Source organism: Pseudomonas sp. MWU13-2105 (assembly GCF_023242315.1).
Classification (GTDB): domain Bacteria; phylum Pseudomonadota; class Gammaproteobacteria; order Pseudomonadales; family Pseudomonadaceae; genus Aquipseudomonas.
Window position 1 is genome coordinate 88,977 of the sequence record NZ_JALLIY010000005.1, and the last position, 18,995, is coordinate 107,971.

Sequence of the window (18,995 nt, forward strand, 5' to 3'; positions counted from 1 at the left end):
CATCCTTTCAGTTGAGTATTCGCTGGAGTGAAACGGGCCATTCGTATTATGGATTTTGTTCCTGGACCACTATCGCTAGAGGGAAGACGCGACGATGGATGGATCTGGATAGCTAGCCACTGCACTGGCAAGGGTATCCGACTGCGAAAAAAACGATATCGGAATCAAATTCCATTGTCAATTTGATTGCAAAGTGAAATCTATTTTCGTATTTTACAAACCTCTTTTACCTCAATGTCCAACTATAAGAAGGAGTGCCCAATGAGAGCTTTGGTCAGTGGCGGTAGTAGCGGTATCGGTGCGTCTGCATGCCTGAGGATCGCGGAGGCGGCCCTTGCCCGAGGCTCGCAGCCGAAAATTGCGGTATGCGGGCACCAACTCACGACTACGCAGGAAAAAGTCGTTCGATCCATCGAGGCCATGGGCGGCATCGCCATCGCATTGTCAGGGGATCTCGGCGACCCCAAGGTACCAAGCCAACTTGTGGCAGCTGCAGTGGCAGAGTTCGGAGGGCTCGACGTGTTGGTGGCGAATGCCGGCATCGCCAGCCCTGGCGCAATCTGCGATTTGTCCATTGAGGACTGGGACGACATGTTCTCCGTCAATCTTCGCGGCGCATGGCTGCTGGCCAAAGCCAGCTACCCGCATTTGCGCGAGAGCCGAGGCTCGGCGTGCTTTACCTCGTCGATGTCCGGCCAGATTCCACATGCCGGCTCAGGCGCATACAGCCCCACCAAGGCAGCATTGACAATGCTGGCCCAGACGCTCGCGCTGGAGTGGGCTCCTGACGGGATCCGTGTCAACGTGGTGTCCCCGGGCATGACCCATACGCCGATGTCGGAAAAAATGTATGCCGACCCCCAGATCAAGAAAGCACGGGAAGCAATCATTCCGCTGGCGAGAATCGGCGAGCCCGTGGATATCGCGAACGTGATCGAATTTCTCGTTAGCCCCTTATCGGCATATGTCACGGGACAGGATATATGTGTCGATGGGGGCTTCTCCAAATCGATACTGAGTCATATCCCGGGGCGACCGAGCTCCAAATCATAAGCACAACTGCTTTAGAGTGAGCTCAGCAATCAGATCGGAAGGTGTGTCAACGAAACGACCGCGATCTATTCCAAATGCGCCGACCACAGTAATCAACCAGTCCTCCCCCTGCTCACTGCGATCTTCTCCTCCCCCACTGCCATCGTCACCCGCGATGGCAGGCTCGTGAATGGCTGATATACGAACTGCTTTTGCCTCTCCTAACATCGGTCACACATGACCACTCGTGTGCCGATCGCCTTTCAGCACACGGGCTCCAAGAATAAAAACGCAAACCCGCGAGGTTGAACCATGAAAACCCTAGCCGCCAGTTCCTCGGCGCAAGCTCTTGTCGTTGACGGAGTCGGCCAACTGACAGCCCCGCAGCGTTATCTGACGCTGGGGGGCTCCTGGGCCGCCTGGCTGTTTGACGCTCTGGATGCCACTGTCTTCGGTTTTGTACTTTTGGCGGTCTCCAAGACCTTCGCCGTCGGCCTGGGTGACGTCGTCTCCACGGTTGCCTGGTTTTTGCTGGCCACCGGGATCGGTGGCTTCTTCCTCGGCAACATTTCCGACAAGATCGGTCGCAAGAAAACCATGATGCTGTCGGTGTTTGTCTACGGTACCGGTACCTTGCTTTGTGGTTTTGCCGACAGCCTGTGGCAACTCAATCTATTCCGTTTTTGCGTCGGCATCGCGGTGGGTGGACTGTGGTCCGCGGCTGCCGCGCTGGTGTCGGAAATCTGGCCGACGGCCGGGCGTGCCAAGGCCTTTGCAGTGATGCAGACCGGTTGGTCGGGTGGTGGTCTGCTGGCGGCGATTTTCGCCTGGACGTTCCTCGATGGCGGCAACCCTGAATCCTGGCGCACCTTGTTCATCTACGCCTCGATTCCGGCCTATTTCACCCTGGTGTTCATCTGGCTGTTCGTCAAGGAATCGCCAGTATGGCTAGCCAACCGCGAGTTCATGCGCCGTAACACCGACAAGGGAGGGCTGATGGAAATCTTCCGTCCGCAGTATCTGAAAGTGACCCTGCTGGGTCTGGGCATTTCGGTACTGGGCATGTACGGCTACTGGATCATCACCACCTTCATGCCGGCTTACCTGCAGAGCATCCTGAACGTGCGCATCGATCAGGCTCCGGTGTTTGTCATCTGGATTGGTATCGGCGCCACCATCGGTTATTTAGCCTACGGCTACCTGGCGGAATGCATCGGTCGTCGCTTGTCGTTCGCAGTGTTTTTTTGCGGCATGGCGATCATGGTGCCGGTCTTTGCCTACTCGGTGACCTTGATGCCATTGACCGAAGGCAAGCTGCTGTTCACCACCCAGAACGTCATCACCCTCGGTTCGCTGGCGGCACTGTTGGGCTTCTTCACCGGCTATTTCAGCGGGTTCGGCGCCTGGTACTCGGAGTTGTTCCCGACCAGCATCCGTTCAACCGCGTCGGGTTTCTGTTTCAACTTCGGCCGGGTCGGCGCCATCGCCGGCATCAAGCTGGTTCCGGTGCTGATTCCGCTCATTGGCTTCACCGCCACCATTTCCCTTGCCTCTATTTCCTACGTCATCGCCGCTGTCATGGTGTTCACGCTGCAGGAAACCAAAGGCGTTCAACTCACCAGCGGCAACTGATCCGACCGTTCAAAGGAAAAACCCATGAAAAACTTTCGCATCGGCCAAATCGTCCCCAGCTCCAACACGACGATGGAAACCGAAATCCCAGCCATGCTGACTTCGCGCTACGAACTGTTTCCCGAAGAGCACTTTACCTTTCACTCTTCACGCATGCGCATGATGCATGTTAGCCCCGAAGAGCTGAAAAAGATGGACATCGACAGCGACCGTTGCGCGCTTGAACTGAGCGATGCGCGAGTGGATGTCATGGCCTATGCCTGCCTGGTGGCGATCATGTGCCAAGGGCCTGGCTATCATAAAGTCTCGCAAGAGCGTTTAAGCAAAACTGTCGCGTCCAATCAATCGCTCGCACCAGTGCTCAGTTCTGCCGGTGCACTGATCGATAGCCTGAACATGCTCGACTACAAGAAGGTCTCGATCATTACTCCGTACATGAAGCCGCTGACCCAGCAGGTCATCGACTACATCGAAGCGGCCGGAATCGAAGTGACCGACTCCATTAGCCTGGAGGTTTCCGACAATCTCGAAGTCGGGCGTCTGGACCCGATGAATCTGGTGGCTCATGCAGACAAACTGAACATCGGCCAGGCCGATGGCGTGGTGTTGTCCTGCTGTGTGCAAATGCCGTCGCTACCCGCGATCCAGCTTGTCCAGGATCGCCTCGACAAACCCGTGCTGTCGGCATCGGTCGCCACCGTTTACCAAATGTTGAAAACCCTTGGCCTCAAGGCACAAGTACCCAACGCCGGCTATCTGTTGTCCGGGGCATTCTGAGTCAATGCCGAAGGAGGTACTATGCTGGTCATTCAGGCCAAACCAGTACTTCCCATGAAGCTCGATCCGGTCTCGTTGCGACTCTTTGTCAGTGTCGTTGAAGAAGGCACCATTGCTGCCGCCGCCAAACGCGAACACATCGCCGCAGCGGCGGTCAGCAAACGGCTCAGCGAGCTGGAAGAACTGCTCGACTCGAAACTGCTCAACCGCACCAACAAAGGCATCACCCCCACCGATGCCGGTCTGTCGCTACTGTTCATGGCTCGCAGTGCATTGAACAACCTCAATGAAATCGTCGTGCAGATGCGTGACTACTCCCATGGCCGCCGTGGCTCGGTGCATGTCCTGGCCAATATTTCCGCTATCACCCAATTCCTCCCGAGCGTGATCAGGTCGTTCATGGACCTGTACCCACTGATCAACATCAGCCTCGAAGAAAAGCAAAGCCTGGCCATCACCAAAGCAGTGTCCGAAAATCGCACCGACATTGGCATCTTCACCCGTCTTCCGCACGGTGCCGATATCGAGGTTTTCCCGTTTCGTACCGATCGCCTGGTGTTACTTGTTCCCCTTGGGCATCCGCTGGCGACACGCCACTGCGTCAAATTCAGCGAAACCCTGGATAGCGAATACATCGCCTTGCACAGCGGCACTCATCTCAACTTTCAATTGATCAAAGCGGCCAACGACTTGGGACGCTCGCTGAAAATCCGTATGGAAGTCTCCAGCTACGACGCGCTATGCCTGATGGTTCAGGCCGGCCTGGGCATTGGCATCATGCCCGAGGGGAGCGCGGCGATTTACAAAATGGACGGGGCGAAGGCGATCAGTCTGGATGAGCCGTGGGCCTCCCGCGAACTCAGCGTGTGCGTGAGGGCGCGAGCGGCGTTGTCGGTCGCGGCGGGATTGTTCCTGGAGCACTTGCTCAAAATGTAGTGATACGGTGAAGGGAACAGCAAGACCGCCTCACGCCATCACTCATGCACCTGTCTTGGGCAAGTGCGCAGCACGCATAGGCCAAAAGGCCGAAGCCGCACCGCCTAGCGCAGAAAAAAGGGGCCGCCCCTGCATTCACTTGACGGCGGAGTTCAGCACTTTGAAGCCATCAAAATCAACAGCGTGCGCTCGATGGCACCCCATCTCGCACAAGGCCGAGGCCATTCGAGCAGGGAAAGCTCTGTACCACGTGACGTGTGTCATGACGCCAAAGATTGGTACTAAGTGGTGATTGCCTGCTCATCGTCGGCCCGGAGCTCGTCCAATACTGAGCGCGCCGGACGCGGTGCGCCGAGATGCAGGTAACGTAGCTCTTCCATAAAGGCACTCCAAAGTGAAGGGCCGCCCTTTTCCAGCACCTCCGCGCGCAAAGAAGCCTCCTTGCTCGGATGCGTATGCCGAACACCCCAGGCAGCCATATGTGCGAGCAGAGGTACAAGCTGTATTGCCGCTTCCGTGAGGCTGTAAATTCCTTTCTGTTGATGATTCGGATCCGGACATCGTGTCAGCAGGCCAGACGCGGTCAAGCGCTTCAGCCGACTTGCAAGGATGTTCGTGGCGATGCCTTCCTGATTTTTCTCCAGCAGGGCGCCATAAGTGCGTCTGTTCTCAAACATAACATCACGGATAACGATCAGGCTCCAGCGGTCGCCGGTCTGCTCAAGCGTCAGGTTGATCGGGCAGCCCGATCGTCTTGTTTGCTGCACTGCTATTCCCCTTAATTTTCTACTTGCATTATGCAAGTGGCGCGAATATTATTCAACCACTTGCACTATGCAAGTGCTATGACAGGTCTGGCGGGTCAGCAAAACAATCGAACATCCGGGCTTTCATCCCGGGTAACAGCGGCAATTCGGTGCTGCGTATGGCCGAAATGGCGGTTACAGCGACATGGCACGATGAGCTGGCGTTTCGCCGAAGATCATTACAGTTGTACGGACCAACATACCCCACCACACAGCCGTGGGAGATGGCGAAATTTAATCCGCCTACCCTCCCCTCAACCCAACAGATAACGAAGAGAGGACAAACCAATGAGCACCGAAGAGAGAAACAGGAATTTCGTGCTGGAAGCGTTTGATACGCTGTTCAACAAGCGCGACTATGCCGCGGCCGAACGCTTCTGGTCGCCCGACTATATCCAGCACAGTGCCTATATCGCGCCCGGTCGCGAAGGCCTGTTTGATCTCGTCAAGGCAGCGCCCGCCGAGTTTCGCTACGAAAATGGGTTGGCCGTGGCCTCGGGCGACTATGTCGTACTTCATGGCCGCTTCTCAGGATTCGGCGCCCCGACAAACTGGATCGTGGTCGACATAGTCCGCATCGAAAACGGCCAGCTCGCCGAACACTGGGATGTTATCCAAGACGAGGCCACGCGCGACGGTTCGAAAAGTGGGCTCCCGATGTTTGGCGACAGCTTTCCGAACTGATCCTACTGCGCCGCCTCTGGCGGCGGCGGCCAATTTTTCCTGAGAACAATGACCATGACTGATGCAAAAACATTGCTGTTAGACCTTCTTGCCGTTGTCCCCGACGGCAAAAAATGTGCTGAGCTGTTCGCCGAGGACGGCGTGCTGGAACTCCCATTCCTCCATTCGCTCGGTATTCCGACCCGCCATCAGGGGCGCGAAGCCATCGCGAAGCTCTATGATTTTGTCGGCGGCAACCTTTATCCCGGCTTCAGCTTCAAACCCGAGAATACTACGGTGCTGATCGACACGAAGGATCAGGTGTACGCCGAGTATCTGGCGGAAACGCGCGCGGCGTCGACCGGACGTCTCATCCATCACTTGTTCACGGGATACCTCGTTGCCGAGGGCGGCAAAATCAAGTTGCTTCGCGAGTCTCTTAACACGGTGGCCGCGGCACAGGCACTCTACCCAAACGGCGCTGCTGACCTGCCGCCACCCGAGTCGGAGATTTTCTCGGTTCCTCCGGGATATGAAAGCTAGGGTTGCCGAGGCCGCTGAGGCAGCGCACATATCGAAACGCACTTCATCGCCTCGTTTAACCTGAACAACACAACCGAGGAAACGCTCATGCCAGTATTCCACGTCCACATTCCGGCCCAAAAATTCTCTAGCGAAGAGAAACGCGCGCTGGCGGATGCCTTGAATCTCGCTCTTCATGAAGCCATGGATACACCCAAGGATGACCGTTTCGTCATCATCAGTGAGCACAAGGACGATGAGCTTTTCATCCATCCGACTTTTCCTGACATGAAAAGATCTGACAAGCGCATGGTCGTAACGGTGACGATAGGCACGAGCAGGACAGTGGAGCAGAAACGCAAGCTCGCGGAGCTGGTCACCCGTTACGCGGTAGAAAAGGTGGGCGTCAGCCAGGACGATATCAGCCTGATCATGTATGCCGTTCCCTTGGAGAACATGAGCTTCGGCGGTGGCAAGCTGGTCTCTGACATTGACCTCTCCATGCCTTGGGTAAACAAGTAAGAAATACGAAAGCTGCCCCGTTCTTTAGAGACGGTGCAGCAGAATTGACGCGAAACGAATGTCTCGTTCGTTTCTCAGGCGCGGGGCTCATGCGGCTCCGATCCGACACCATGCTGTGGACGGGTATCGGGATGAATGCAGCCATCACTTCGACCGTGCTGTTGCGCACGCGCACCGAGCCGGAGGCACTGTAGGCGGCAGTCCTTGCGCTCGTCCCAAAAGAGGTAAAGCTATGACCGATTGGCATTTCTACGAACCGGCACAGGGACATTCCCTGCGGCACGATCCGCTCAACGCCATCGTCGCTCCGCGCCCGATTGGCTGGATCAGTACTGTTTCCAATGAAGGCGTACACAACCTCGCTCCCTACAGCTTTTTTAACCTGTTCAGCTACAAGCCGCCGATTATCGGCTTTTGCTCGCTTGGCGCGAAGGACTCACTCGCCAATGCGCGGGCGACCGGCGAGTTCGTATGGAATCTGGTGACGCGAGATCTCGCCGAGGCGATGAACACCTCTGCGGCGATGGTGCCAACGGACGTCGATGAATTCGAGTTGGCCAAGTTGGAGACGCTGCCCTCAGTAAAAGTACGGCCACCGCGCGTTGCGGCAAGCCCGGTGCAGTTTGAATGCGTGGTCACCCAGATCGTGCAGCTTGAGGCGCAAGGCGGTGCTGCGCTCCCGGCGTGGCTGGTGTTGGGTGAAGTAGTAGCGATCCACATTGACCAGCAACTGATCAAAGACGGTGTGTATCAGACTGCGCAGGCACACCCAATCCTGCGCGGAGGTGGGCCGGCCGACTACTTCGAAATCGGCGCGGAACAGCTCTTCAAGCTTGAGCGCCCAGGCAATTGACCTGGCATCGAGTGACCGAGGCAAAACAGTGAAAGGCATGAACTGCCGCCGCGCATAGGGTTTACCGCGCCGCCCGACCTCTTTCTACAAGGAGAACTTCCATGTTTCGACGTACCGATATCGCGTTCGAAGCCGAGGGCAGCGTCACGCTGCGCGGCTGGCTCTATATTCCCACCGGCGACACCACCCCCTATCCTGCCATCACGATGGCGCATGGTTATGCCGGCGTGAAGGAGCACGGCCTGGAGCCATTCGCTGAGAAATTTGCCTCCAACGGCTTTGTCGTCCTCCTGCACGATCACCGCAACTTCGGCACCAGCGAAGGCACGCCGCGCCAGGATATCGATCCATGGTGTCAGATCGCCGATTGGCGACGCGCGATCAGCTTCCTCGAAGACCAGGACGCCGTCGACGCGAAGCGCATCGGCTTATGGGGCACGAGCTATTCCGGCGGTCACGCACTCGTGCTTGGCGCAACCGAACGCCGCTTGCGTGCGGTCGTCGCGCAGGTGCCGACGATCAGCGGCTTCGAGCAAGGACTGCGCCGCATTCCGCCCGATGCTGTCGCCTCCATCGAGGATGCCTTCACGGCGGACGAGCGTGCGCAAGCACGCGGCGAGCCGCCGCGTAGACAGGCAATCGTCAGCGCCGATCCGGCCGTCCCTGCTTCGTACCGCACCAAGGAAGCCATCGAGTTCTATCTGCAGCCCGTACCCGACGGCGCCTGGGAGAACAGCGTCACGGTACGCTCGACACGCGCCGCGCGCATGTACGAACCGGGCACGTGGATTACGCGCGTGTCTCCCACGCCGCTGCTGATGATCGTCGCGCTGCAAGACACGATTACGCTGACCGATCTCGAACTGGCCGCCTACGAGCGCGCCCTTGAGCCGAAGCGCCTCGTGACGATCCCCGGCGGCCACTTCGATCCGTACATCAGCAGATTCGATCAATCAAGTACCGCCGCGCTGGACTGGTTCAAGGAGCACCTCTCCTAACCTCAACTTGCGACGACGCAGGAGCCCGACATGTCTCATCTCACCCATACTATCGAGAACGGCATAGCAACGATCATTCTTGATCGCTCGCCGCAAAACCGCATTGACGACCAGATGGTTGACGAACTGGCTACGGCAGTCAGCGCGATCGAACGCAGTGACGCACGCGTCGTGCTGGTGCGCGCCGAAGGCGAGAGCTTCAGCTTTGGCGGCGACATCATGTCCTGGCCCGATGACACCCCCCGCCAGTTGAGTGCTCGCTTCGAGGGTTACATGGACGTATTCAATCGCTTCGAACGTCTGCCCTTGCCTGTCATCGCCGTGGTGCAAGGCTTGTGCGCAGGCGGTGGTTTCGAACTGGCGTTGCGCGCCGATGTAATCTTTGCCGCCGAAAGCGCAACATTCTGCCATCCGGAACAGTCGCTTGCCTTAGTGACGCTGTTGGGCGGCATCTACCGCGTCGCCGAACGTGCAGGACGCGTACGAGCCATGGAATGGGCGCTGACTTCCGAGCGTGTCCCCGCCGCGACGATGGAGCGCTTCGGCGTAATCAGCCGCGTCGTCGCCGATGCCGAACTGCTTGCAGCGGCGCATGCCTTCGCCGCGAAGTTCATACATGGCCCCACACGCGCCCACGCCGCCCACAAGGCCTTGTTGCGTGCCTGGGGCAACGGCGGTGTCCAGGCGGCCGACGATGTGATGTTCAACATTGCCATGCCCTTATTCGAGACAGAAGACGTTAAGAACGGGCTTGCTTCGGCCATCAGGGCCTTGAAGGCCGGTACGCCGCGCCTGGAGCTCGAATTCAAGGGGCGTTGATTTCCGCTGAGCAAACCGAGTCGAGGTGCGGAACACGCACGCATTGCTGGCGCGGGTGGTCTAGGCGCATAAGAGGATCGGAGCGCTGGAGGCGGCATGAAACGATCAGCGTCACTATCGTTACCAAGGTACACTACGGGCGCTGAAGGCACTGGCTCATGACGTCAATCCGCGTACAGGCGGATCGCGATTGAAACGCCCCTCATCACGGCATCCACACGCTTCCTTGAGACTAATCTGCGGGCAACCACCCAGGGACATGCGCTTCTGCTTGCCTGCCCAGTAATACCTGAAGGCCGCCACATTGAGCTCAAGCCCATCCGTGTCGCCGAGGGAGTAATCGTTGCCGGTAATTCTGGCTTGCCGAACGGCGATATCCGAGAGTGCCATAGCAAGCTCCTGATCAGAGTCAGGGCCAGACCACCGGTTTCCAGGAAACCAGTGCATTTCATCGAGCCTTCAAGAAATGGACTGGCGTCAGCCCCGGCGCCTATCGACGCGGCCACCTGGAGGAATAAGCCTCCTACTACGCCCCCGCCCCACCCCGTTCAGTTCGGCGCATTGCGTTGCACACATGCCCAAACAGCTCACACAAATTGGTGCCACCCGACATGGGCGGCACCTCATCGCCCTCCTAGAATGTCGCAAAGTACACTTCACCAACAACAATAAGGCTGAAGGAGACACGTCATGCAATCAGTGAACGTCTATACGCTCGCGGGCGAATCCACATTCAACCGTTTTCACCGTGCTCGGAGCCATTTTCCTCGGCACACTGGCTGACCGTATCGGCCGTCCGAAAATGATCGCGATCTGTGTTGCGCTGTTCGGCCTGTTTACCGCCGCCGCCGGACTTACCAGTGATCCCATCACCTTCAGCATTTCGCGCTTTATCGCAGGCATCGGCGGCGTACTGCCGATAGTCACCGCGCAGATGGGTGAATTCTCACCGGCCAAGCTGCGTACGCGGTTGGTCACTCTGGTATTCGCAGGCTACTCCGTGGGCGGCATTCTCTTTATTTCTACCCCACGCCCATCCGCTCCACCGGTGTGGGGTTCGCATCAGGCGTTGGTCGGATCGGAGCAATCATCGCGCCGGTGTTGATCGACAGGCTCGTTTCATTGGCTTTGCCTCTCGAACAAAACTTCATGCTGATCGCGTTGGCGGGCCTGATCGGGCAAACTCTCATCAGGTCGGCAAATTACCGGCCCGGCCCCACTGACTGCTCACCTTGAACGGAGCCCGCTAAAAGGATGCGTATCTTGAATCGCTTGTCACCACCGCCACTGCCTGTGCAAGAAACCCAGCGCACTGTCGACTGGGCAATCATGTCACGGCGCAGCGTCAGGGCCTTTTTGCCGACAGCCGTGCCCTATGAGGAAATCGAAGCGATTCTGGATGTCGCACGCTTCAGTGCCTCGGGTGTAAACATGCAACCCTGGCAAGTGCACGTTGTAACCGGTGAAGCGAAAGAGCGTCTGTCGATGGCCATCAGCGCCATCGACAACGACCCACAGCTCAGCAGCGACATGCAGGAGCCCTACACTTACTACCCGAACAAATGGGTCACGCCTTACATCGATCGCCGGCGCAAGGTGGGTTGGGACCTCTACGGGCTGCTTGGGATCGCTAAAGGTGAAAAACAACGCATGCACCAACAGCACGGGCGCAATTACCGGTTCTTCGACGCACCGGTCGGCTTGCTATTTACCGTGGACAAAGTGTTGGAGCAAGGCAGCCTTCTGGACTACGGCATGTTTTTGCAAAACGTCATGTTGGCGGCACGCGGGAGGGGTTTGCACACCTGCCCGCAGGCCGCATTTCTCAAATACCACAACGTCATTTCAGAGATGTTGAGCATTCCCGCCGACCAGATGCTGGTGTGTGGCATGAGCCTTGGCTATGCCGACGCCAAGGCCATTGAAAACACTCTGGTTACCGATCGGGAACCGGTCAGCGCTTTCGCCATTTTTCATCATAATAGTAAGGAGACCTGCCCATGATCAGTGCAGCGTACGCAAGTGGACTTGATCACGTCATCGACGCTTGCCCCTCCTCAGGCCTCGTAGGATAGAAAGGGGGGCCCTTTTTTCCGAAGCCGCAGGCCTGGGTATCGCCGAGGCAGGCTTCTTACCTGGAGTGCTACTTTATCTAACATTCTGGATTCCAGCAGCCGCGGTGTTGATCGTGATCGCGGTGAAGCGGCAGCAAAGCATGGTTCGGTCTAAAGCCGACTGACAGCTGATGAAGGATCTCACTACATCACAATCAGCAGTTTGAAAGGCCGCATTGACTATTTATGAAAGGGGATTGGCTCTCCAGTCACGCGCCCTTGACATGCCGGGCTTGCGGCCATTTTCCTGGTCGGTGAGGATTCATCCTCACTAGGACTTCAGCATCCATGCTTGCGCGCCTGTGGGCCGTAGGGTTAAGCCAGGACGGCGCAACTCGGTGTGCACCCAAGTCCAGTCAGGCATAGGACGTTGATTACTGGGCCCTGTCGGCGCTGGCGGGAAGAGACATCGTTCGATGTTCAGCGTCTGACAATACCGTTGGCCAGTAAGCCCACTCATCCCAACATAGAAAAAGCGACTAATAGTATTTTTTTTACAACCTGCGGATCCTCACCACGGGATATCTGTGACGAAGCATTACTTAACTGTGCATCGATATAGGTAGATGCAAACTCTGATGACATGTCTGCAGAAAACTCACATTTGGCCTTTGAACGCTCCACCCATTTCCTGTAAGCAGTTAATGCTTGCTCCTGAATGAAATCGATTTGTGCTCGTGTTGCTTCACCCAAGTGCATGCGTGATTCGCGCATCTTTATCAAAAGACATCCCTTTGGGATTTCTTGATCATCACTCACTGAGGTGGCAAATGACACTAGATTGTCAAGCGTCTCTCGAAACGGCATTTCTGTGTTTAACATCTGCAGCACAGAATCCAGCACCTGTTCCTGATATTTAAGAATAACAGCTTTCATCAAGCCATCTTCATTCCAGAATTCACGATAAAGACCTGGCTTCGATATATCACATCTCCTGCAAATTTCATTGAGGGATAAGTTGCGTATACCCTCTTTCCAATAGGCATCCATTGCGACCTCCAGAACGTGATCACGGTCTAGGGTCTTAGGTCGCCCCCTTGAAGGTTTTGTTGGATCTAAGCTCATTTCGTACCACCTGGTATTTTAACTTGACACGGGATACCCCACATCTTATTATACCAGTCGGTACTTAATTGACAACCCAGCAGGAAAGAAAATATGAGTGATATACAAAAAAACGTAATCATCACAGGTAGCAGCAGTGGATTTGGCCTAAAAGCAGTGAAAGACTTTGCAGATAAGGGCTACCGAGTGTTCGCCACCATGCGTGGCACAGAAGGCAAGAACGCGGCAGTCAAGACCGAGCTGGAAGCGTATAGCAAGCTCATCCACGTTGTAGATATGGATGTCACCAGCGACGAATCCGTCAAAACAGCCATTTCAAATCTGCTGGCCAAAGCGGGCAAGATTGATATTTTGATTAACAATGCAGGCGTAATGTACCTTGGTATTACGGAGGCATTTAGTATTGCCCAAGCCAGGGAACAGATGGAAACCAACTACTATGGCGCTATGCGCATTATACAGGCTGTCTTACCCGCTATGCGGGAAGCCAAGTCCGGTTTGATCATTAACACCTCATCAATGGTCGGCCAGATTTCGGCGCCGTATTTCTCTACATACGCCGCCACCAAGCATGCTTTGGAAGGCTACGTCCAAGGTTTACGTTACGAAGTGGCACCCTTCGGTATTGATGTTGCCATCGTGCAACCAGGCCCGTTCCCTACAGGTCTAAGTACAGGAGGGCAAGAGCCTTCCCGTATTGACGTGCTGGACAGCTATGGTGAACTAGCAAAGATACCTGCCGCCATGTTCGCAGAATTCGCGAAATTTATGCAGTCTGACCAAGCACCAGATCCACAATTGGTCGTAGATACTTATTTAGCGCTGGCAGATATGCCTGCTGGCAAACGTCCTACACGCACAACGGTCGGCATGGTTTGGGGGGTTGATGAAATTAACGCTGCCAAGCAACCCATTCAAGACCGTGTTTTAAAAGAAATGCAACTGGACAATATTTTAGGTGGCGCTGACGCGTAACTTCCAGTATCAGGGCAAACTATTTCTTGCCCTGTTTCAGCCATATCATAATCGCATTACTCCTCGAGAGGCATCCAGTAGCAATTCTTTAGTTCCGATTAACGCTGCTCAATTGAAAGAGCGAAGATCTAAGCGCTAACGGCCACTACGCGGACTGCATAACACTTCGAAGCGAGTAATTTTAGCCACTAGTCACCCCCCTCTTGGGGCAATGAGCATATAATGAAAGTTACACTTCTCTATAGCGGTCTTCTTGCAATCTGGTTCGTCGCACTCAGTATCCGAGTAATTATTGGAAGAATAGCTCCTGGCAGTCCTAGTCTTGGCGACGGCGGCAATCCCGTCATGTTTCGGCGCATTAGAGGGCACGGCAATTTCGCTGAGTACGTTCCACTGGCGCTCGTCCTGATTGGGTTTCTAGAGTTAAGCGGCTCACCGCAATGGCAACTACACGCACTCGGCTCAGTACTATTTGCTGGGCGTATTCTGCATGGCTATGCACTTTCATTTACAAACAACAATCCATTTGGCCGTAACGCCGGCATTCTTGCAACTCTTTTAGTACTGTCCATTTCGGCAGTGCTTTGCATTTGTAGGTATTTTGGTTCGGCCTAACTAGGCGTTCAACGCGGTCAGTTTACAGTGGAGCATCTGCTTCGCAAATTTCACGTTTCATTGCAAACCACTCCGCCGGCAAGCCAGCTACGTTCTTATCGTTGCCATTAGCAGTCTTAACGATACCATTCACTGTAAGCTCCCGGCGCCCGATCAATGCGATGTGGTGCCCCTGCAGCAACCGGCGAACGATGTTGTCATAGTCGATCAGCAGGTAATCGCGCTGTCATCGGCTCCTCCTTGCCGTCCCTCAAAGACCTCGAGAGCCTCTGCCAAGTCCTCAAGGTCGGATTGAGACTCATAGCAGTACCCCTCGAGCTGAACACGCAGCACCTCAACCTCTGCCCAGCCCTCCAGGCGGCAAGCCAGTTCGTACAGAAAACCACGGCTGCCCAACAACTCTTTCGCGCGCGCCACCGGATCCATTCCATAATGGCGCTTTAGATTTGTAGTTCTTTTCCACGAGGCTTTCTGTCAGTAAAGGCACCTCATCAAAAGGGAAAAACAAGCGCACGCAGTGAGACGTTCACTTCGAATATGACCCCATTGAGGAAAGTGTCGCCGCGATCACTGACGCGAAAAGGCAACACAACACCCGTCCGTTGCGCCTCAGGCGCTGATGTTTCATGCGCTGCACTCCAGGTCATCACGGGCACAAGATTCGGACGTGAACAACCCACCTTGCTATCCTGCTGCCCGAGGTTGCTACAAGCGACTTCATGGATGACATGGCGGCGCAAAACGTGTGAATGCCCGCATGGAAACTGCCAAACAGCACAACCTGAAACACGAGGACATGAACGGTGAGAGTTGTCATTGCGTTGTTGTTGGGCCTGCTACCGGTTCTGGTTCGGGCTGTTTATCGTTCGAGAAATCGCCAGGGCCCATCGTGGTGATATTGCGCTGAGCCAGGATGCGCTGGGCGACACGCTCTTCAATATCCACTCTCCAATCATCAGTCCGTCCCTCTGCTCCCTTCACAACCTTCCTACACTCTCTCTATTGAGCCGCCCTTTGCCCGCGGCCTAAACTCGCCGGCCCTCACACGAGAGATCCCCCCTCATGACAGCACCCGCCTCCCCCGTTGCCGGGTCGGACCACCGCTGGCTCGCCTTGATCGTCCTGTGCCTCGGGGTCCTGATGATCGTGCTCGACACCACCATCGTTAACGTCGCGCTGCCGTCGATCCAGACCGACCTGCACTTCACGCAAACCTCCCTCGCCTGGGTGGTGAACGCCTATATGCTGACCTTCGGCGGCTTCCTGCTACTGGGCGGGCGCCTGGGTGATCTCTACGGCCATCGACGCCTGTTCCTGCTCGGCATCGGCTTCTTCACCCTGGCCTCGCTGGCCTGTGGCCTGGCCCATAACCAGGAAACGCTGATCTGGGCCCGGGCCTTCCAAGGCCTGGCCGCCGCCGTGGTCACCGCCGTGGCCCTGTCGCTGATCATGGACCTGTTCAGCGAGCCGGCCGACCGGGCCAAGGCCATGGGCGTCTATGGATTTGTCTGCGCCGGCGGCGGCAGCCTCGGCGCCCTGCTCGGCGGCCTGCTCACCAGCACCTTGAGCTGGCACTGGATCTTCCTGGTCAACCTGCCCATCGGCGTGCTGGTCATCGCGCTGTCCCTGCGCCTGCTCTCGAAAACCCTCAACCGGCACCCGTCCCGCGATCTGGACGTGGCCGGCGCCCTCAGCGTGACCGCCTCGCTGATGCTGGCGGTCTACGCCATCGTCAATGGCAACGAGATGGGCTGGACGTCGCTGCGCACCGTTGCGCAACTGTTGATTGCCGCCGGCCTGCTGCTGGCCTTCCTGGTCATCGAGACCCGGGTGAAAGCACCGCTGATGCCCTTGCGCCTGTTCCGCCTGCGCAACCTGGCCATCGCCAATATCATTGGTGTGCTCTGGGCCGCCGCGATGTTTGCCTGGTTCTTCCTGTCGGCGCTGTACATGCAGTTGGTGCTGGGCTACACGCCCTGGGAGGTGGGGCTCGCGTTCCTGCCCGCGAACCTGATCATGGCGATCTTTTCCCTGGGGATCTCGGCCAGGCTGGTGATGCGTTTCGGCATTCGCCTGCCCCTGGCCGTCGGATTGGCCCTGGCGACCCTCGGCCTGCTGCTGTTCGCCCAGGCCCCGGTCGATGGCAATTTCCTCCACCACGTCCTTCCGGGCATGCTGTTGCTGGGATTGGGTGCAGGTATCGCATTCAACCCACTGCTGCTGGCGGCGATGAATGATGTCGCGCCGTCCGAGTCGGGACTGGCGTCCGGCGTGGTCAATACGGCCTTCATGATGGGCGGCGCGCTGGGACTGGCGGCACTGGCCAGCCTGGCCGCGGCGCGCAGCGAACTGCATCTGGCGGCAGGCGCGCCGGTTCTCTCAGCCCTCAACGACGGGTATCAGAGTGCCTTTCTGGTGGGCGCGCTGTTTTCCGCGCTGGGCGCCGGCCTTGCCGCGGCGATGATACGCAGCAAGACCAGTGAACACCTGGACGGTGTCCAGGCCTAGCTCGCGGCCTGCTGTTTGAGTCGATCGATATCGGCCATGAATCTTTCCGCCGGCAAGGGGTGCCCCAGCAAGTAACCTTGCAGGGAGTCACACCCCAGGCGGGTGAGAAAGTTCTGCTGCATATCGGTCTCCACCCCTTCGGCGACGATCCGCAACCCCAGCGCCTGCCCCAGGGCGACAATCGCCGAGACGATCGCCGCATCGTCGCTGTCATGCTCCAGGTCGCGGACAAAGCCACGATCGATCTTCAGCTCGTTGGCCGGAAGACGCTTGAGGTACATCAGGCTCGAATAGCCGGTGCCAAAATCGTCGATGGACAGGTCCACGCCCATGTCCGAGAGCTGCTGCAACACCGCCATGCTTGCGTCGGCGTCATTCATGGCGGTGGTTTCGGTGATTTCCAGGGTCAGGCTGTTGGCCGGCAACTGATGCCGCTCCAGGGCACCGGCCACACTGTCGACCAGGCCAGCATGGCAAAACTGCAGGGCCGAGAGATTCACCGCGATCCGCCAGTGCTGGTAACCCTGCTCATACCATAGGCGCATCTGTCGACACGCTTCGTTCAGCACCCAGTCACCGATGGGGATGATCAGGCCGGTCTTTTCCGCCAGGGTGATGAACTTGTCCGGCAGCAACAGCCCCTCCTCGGGATGCTCCCAGCGCAACAGGGCCTCGGCACCGACCGGCGTGCCCTTGAGGGCATCGAACTTGGGTTGGTAATACAGGCGGAACTGCTGCTGTTCCAGGGCCTGGCGCAGGTCCTGCAACAGTTGCAATTGCTTGAGGGCGTTGTTGTTCATCGATGCGTCGAAAAAACTGTGGCCATTCTTGCCGGCGCCCTTGGCGTGATACATCGCCGCATCGGCGTTCATCAGCAGCTCCTCGGCGGTCTGGCCGTTGCCCGGGTACAGCACGATCCCGAGGCTCGCGGAAATCAGCAGATCGTGACCGGCCACCCGAAATGGCAGGGACATCAGGCTGACCTGACGGGAGGCCACTTGCAGCGCATCGTCCGGCTCGGCCAGTTGCACCAGCAGCACGAACTCATCGCCGCCGATACGCGCCAGGGTGTCCTGGCTGCGCAGGTCCTCACGCAGACGCAGGGCGACTTCGCGTAGCAACTGATCGCCCATATGGTGACCGAACGCATCGTTGACCGGCTTGAAGCCATCCAGATCGATGAACATCAGCGCAAAGCAACCGCCCTCGGCCGTGGCCTTGTGCATCGCCTGGTCGATCCGGTCCGCCAGCAGCACCCGGTTCGGCAAGCCGGTCAAGGTATCGTGCAACGCCAACTGGACGAGCTCCTGGTTCGCCTGGCTCAGCGAGTCGGCCAGCACGGCGGTGCGGGCTTCGAGCCGCGCATCGAGCAGCGAGGTCAACAGCGCGATGGACAACACCGCCAGGCTGGTCACCAGCACCAGATTGTCCAGGCCCTTGCCGGACAAGCCGCTGCCCAGCGCCCCGCAGAAACTGCCCTGGCTGAAGTTGGCGGCCGCCATGCCGGTGTAGTGCATGCCGACAATCGCCAGGCCCATGATCACCGCCGCCCCACTGCGGGCCAGGCGCACGTAGGGGGTATTGCGCCGCAGGCGAAAGGCAATCCACAAGGCCGCCGCGGAGGCGCCCACGGCAATCGCCAGCGAGGCACCGAACAGGGTCGGGTCGTAATCGATGCCGGGCTGCATCTTCAACGCCGCCATACCACAATAGTGCATGGCGCTGATGCCGGCCCCCATGACCAGGGCCCCCAAGGCCAATTGCAGCGCCGGCAGGCGCGGCTGGCTGACCAGCCACAGGGCGAAGCCGCTGGAAAGAATCGCGATCAACAGCGACAGCAGCGTAAGTGGCCCGTCGAAGGCCAAGGCGATGGGCAGCTTGAACGCCAGCATGCCGATAAAGTGCATGGACCATATGCCCACGCCCATCGCCAGGGCGCCGCCAGCCATCCACAGGTATGCCGCCCGACCACGTGCCGTGGCAATACGCCCGGTCAGGTCCAGCGCGGTATAAGAGGCCAGGATCGCCACACAAAGGGAAATGAAGGCCAGTACGGGAGAATAGCTACCAATGAGCATGACGAATCTCTGAAACATCGAACCGGGCAAGCCCCGGGCTCGGTGAAAAAACAGCGGATTGCACCGGCGTCCCCATGGAG

General features: G+C 57.5%; 18 protein-coding genes and 2 pseudogenes. 16 read left to right on the forward strand and 4 right to left on the reverse strand.

From position 1 onward, the window contains the following. The first annotated feature begins 261 nt into the window (after positions 1–261). The 4 genes from M5B96_RS08515 to M5B96_RS08530 all read left to right on the forward strand — a co-directional run bounded on the left by M5B96_RS08515 (position 262) and on the right by M5B96_RS08530 (position 4,377). A complete protein-coding gene (locus M5B96_RS08515; protein ID WP_248796244.1) occupies positions 262–1,053 on the forward strand; it encodes an SDR family NAD(P)-dependent oxidoreductase in 792 nt (263 codons plus the stop codon). Between the two features lie 291 nt (positions 1,054–1,344). Continuing rightward, positions 1,345–2,664: an MFS transporter gene (locus tag M5B96_RS08520; protein ID WP_248796245.1), complete on the forward strand. Its 1,320-nt coding sequence runs from the start codon at positions 1,345–1,347 to the stop codon at positions 2,662–2,664. A 24-nt stretch (positions 2,665–2,688) separates the two neighbouring features. Continuing rightward, positions 2,689–3,441 (forward strand): Asp/Glu racemase, encoded by a 753-nt coding sequence (locus M5B96_RS08525; protein ID WP_318654575.1) that lies wholly within the window; start codon positions 2,689–2,691, stop codon positions 3,439–3,441. Positions 3,442–3,462: 21 nt separating this feature from the next. After that, positions 3,463–4,377, forward strand: a complete 915-nt coding sequence (locus M5B96_RS08530; RefSeq protein WP_248796246.1) for a LysR family transcriptional regulator — start codon at positions 3,463–3,465, stop codon at positions 4,375–4,377. Positions 4,378–4,658: 281 nt separating this feature from the next. On the opposite strand, the gene M5B96_RS08535 is transcribed toward M5B96_RS08530, so the two are convergent. Beyond that, on the reverse strand, positions 4,659–5,144 hold the full coding sequence (locus M5B96_RS08535) for a winged helix-turn-helix transcriptional regulator (RefSeq protein WP_248796247.1): 486 nt from the start codon (positions 5,142–5,144) through the stop codon (positions 4,659–4,661). A gap of 327 nt (positions 5,145–5,471) precedes the next feature. On the opposite strand from M5B96_RS08535, the gene M5B96_RS08540 reads away from it, so the two are divergent. The 6 genes from M5B96_RS08540 to M5B96_RS08565 all read left to right on the forward strand — a co-directional run bounded on the left by M5B96_RS08540 (position 5,472) and on the right by M5B96_RS08565 (position 9,560). Next, on the forward strand, positions 5,472–5,867 hold the full coding sequence (locus M5B96_RS08540) for a nuclear transport factor 2 family protein (RefSeq protein ID WP_192343066.1): 396 nt from the start codon (positions 5,472–5,474) through the stop codon (positions 5,865–5,867). 54 nt (positions 5,868–5,921) lie between these two features. Continuing rightward, positions 5,922–6,389, forward strand: a complete 468-nt coding sequence (locus M5B96_RS08545) for a nuclear transport factor 2 family protein (RefSeq protein WP_248796248.1) — start codon at positions 5,922–5,924, stop codon at positions 6,387–6,389. Between the two features lie 87 nt (positions 6,390–6,476). Continuing rightward, on the forward strand, positions 6,477–6,890 hold the full coding sequence (locus M5B96_RS08550) for a tautomerase family protein (protein ID WP_248796249.1): 414 nt from the start codon (positions 6,477–6,479) through the stop codon (positions 6,888–6,890). 232 nt (positions 6,891–7,122) lie between these two features. Then, the gene (locus tag M5B96_RS08555) at positions 7,123–7,743 is read left to right on the forward strand and encodes a flavin reductase family protein (protein ID WP_248796250.1); all 621 of its coding nucleotides are present in this window, start codon (positions 7,123–7,125) and stop codon (positions 7,741–7,743) included. A gap of 101 nt (positions 7,744–7,844) precedes the next feature. Then, entirely contained in the window at positions 7,845–8,741 is an 897-nt protein-coding gene (locus M5B96_RS08560; RefSeq protein WP_248796251.1) for an alpha/beta hydrolase, read from the forward strand. Positions 8,742–8,771: 30 nt separating this feature from the next. After that, positions 8,772–9,560: an enoyl-CoA hydratase/isomerase family protein gene (locus M5B96_RS08565; RefSeq protein ID WP_248796252.1), complete on the forward strand. Its 789-nt coding sequence runs from the start codon at positions 8,772–8,774 to the stop codon at positions 9,558–9,560. A gap of 195 nt (positions 9,561–9,755) precedes the next feature. Here the strand turns inward: M5B96_RS08565 and M5B96_RS08570 are convergent. After that, positions 9,756–9,950 (reverse strand): annotated as a pseudogene (locus tag M5B96_RS08570) (Arm DNA-binding domain-containing protein); the annotation flags it as partial. 35 nt (positions 9,951–9,985) lie between these two features. Here M5B96_RS08570 and M5B96_RS08575 point away from each other — a divergent pair. The 3 genes and pseudogenes from M5B96_RS08575 to M5B96_RS08585 all read left to right on the forward strand — a co-directional run. Further along, positions 9,986–10,078, forward strand: a pseudogene (locus M5B96_RS08575) (AraC family transcriptional regulator); the annotation flags it as partial. 230 nt (positions 10,079–10,308) lie between these two features. Next, entirely contained in the window at positions 10,309–10,665 is a 357-nt protein-coding gene (locus tag M5B96_RS08580) for an MFS transporter (protein WP_248796253.1), read from the forward strand. 149 nt (positions 10,666–10,814) lie between these two features. After that, complete coding sequence (locus M5B96_RS08585; RefSeq protein ID WP_248796254.1) at positions 10,815–11,564, forward strand: nitroreductase; 750 nt, start codon at positions 10,815–10,817, stop codon at positions 11,562–11,564. Positions 11,565–12,130: 566 nt separating this feature from the next. On the opposite strand, the gene M5B96_RS08590 is transcribed toward M5B96_RS08585, so the two are convergent. Next, entirely contained in the window at positions 12,131–12,739 is a 609-nt protein-coding gene (locus tag M5B96_RS08590; RefSeq protein ID WP_248796255.1) for a TetR/AcrR family transcriptional regulator, read from the reverse strand. A gap of 93 nt (positions 12,740–12,832) precedes the next feature. Between M5B96_RS08590 and M5B96_RS08595 the strand changes: the two genes are divergently transcribed. The 3 genes from M5B96_RS08595 to M5B96_RS08605 all read left to right on the forward strand — a co-directional run bounded on the left by M5B96_RS08595 (position 12,833) and on the right by M5B96_RS08605 (position 16,837). After that, positions 12,833–13,714, forward strand: coding sequence for an SDR family oxidoreductase (locus M5B96_RS08595; RefSeq protein WP_248796256.1), 882 nt, complete (start codon positions 12,833–12,835; stop codon positions 13,712–13,714). Positions 13,715–13,936: 222 nt separating this feature from the next. Next, the gene (locus M5B96_RS08600) at positions 13,937–14,329 is read left to right on the forward strand and encodes an MAPEG family protein (protein ID WP_248796257.1); all 393 of its coding nucleotides are present in this window, start codon (positions 13,937–13,939) and stop codon (positions 14,327–14,329) included. Between the two features lie 1,062 nt (positions 14,330–15,391). Next, a complete protein-coding gene (locus M5B96_RS08605; RefSeq protein ID WP_248796258.1) occupies positions 15,392–16,837 on the forward strand; it encodes a DHA2 family efflux MFS transporter permease subunit in 1,446 nt (481 codons plus the stop codon). Here the strand turns inward: M5B96_RS08605 and M5B96_RS08610 are convergent. Then, entirely contained in the window at positions 16,834–18,915 is a 2,082-nt protein-coding gene (locus M5B96_RS08610; protein ID WP_248796259.1) for a putative bifunctional diguanylate cyclase/phosphodiesterase, read from the reverse strand. The two genes, M5B96_RS08605 and M5B96_RS08610, sit on opposite strands and share 4 nt — an antisense overlap. Positions 18,916–18,995: the final 80 nt, after the last annotated feature.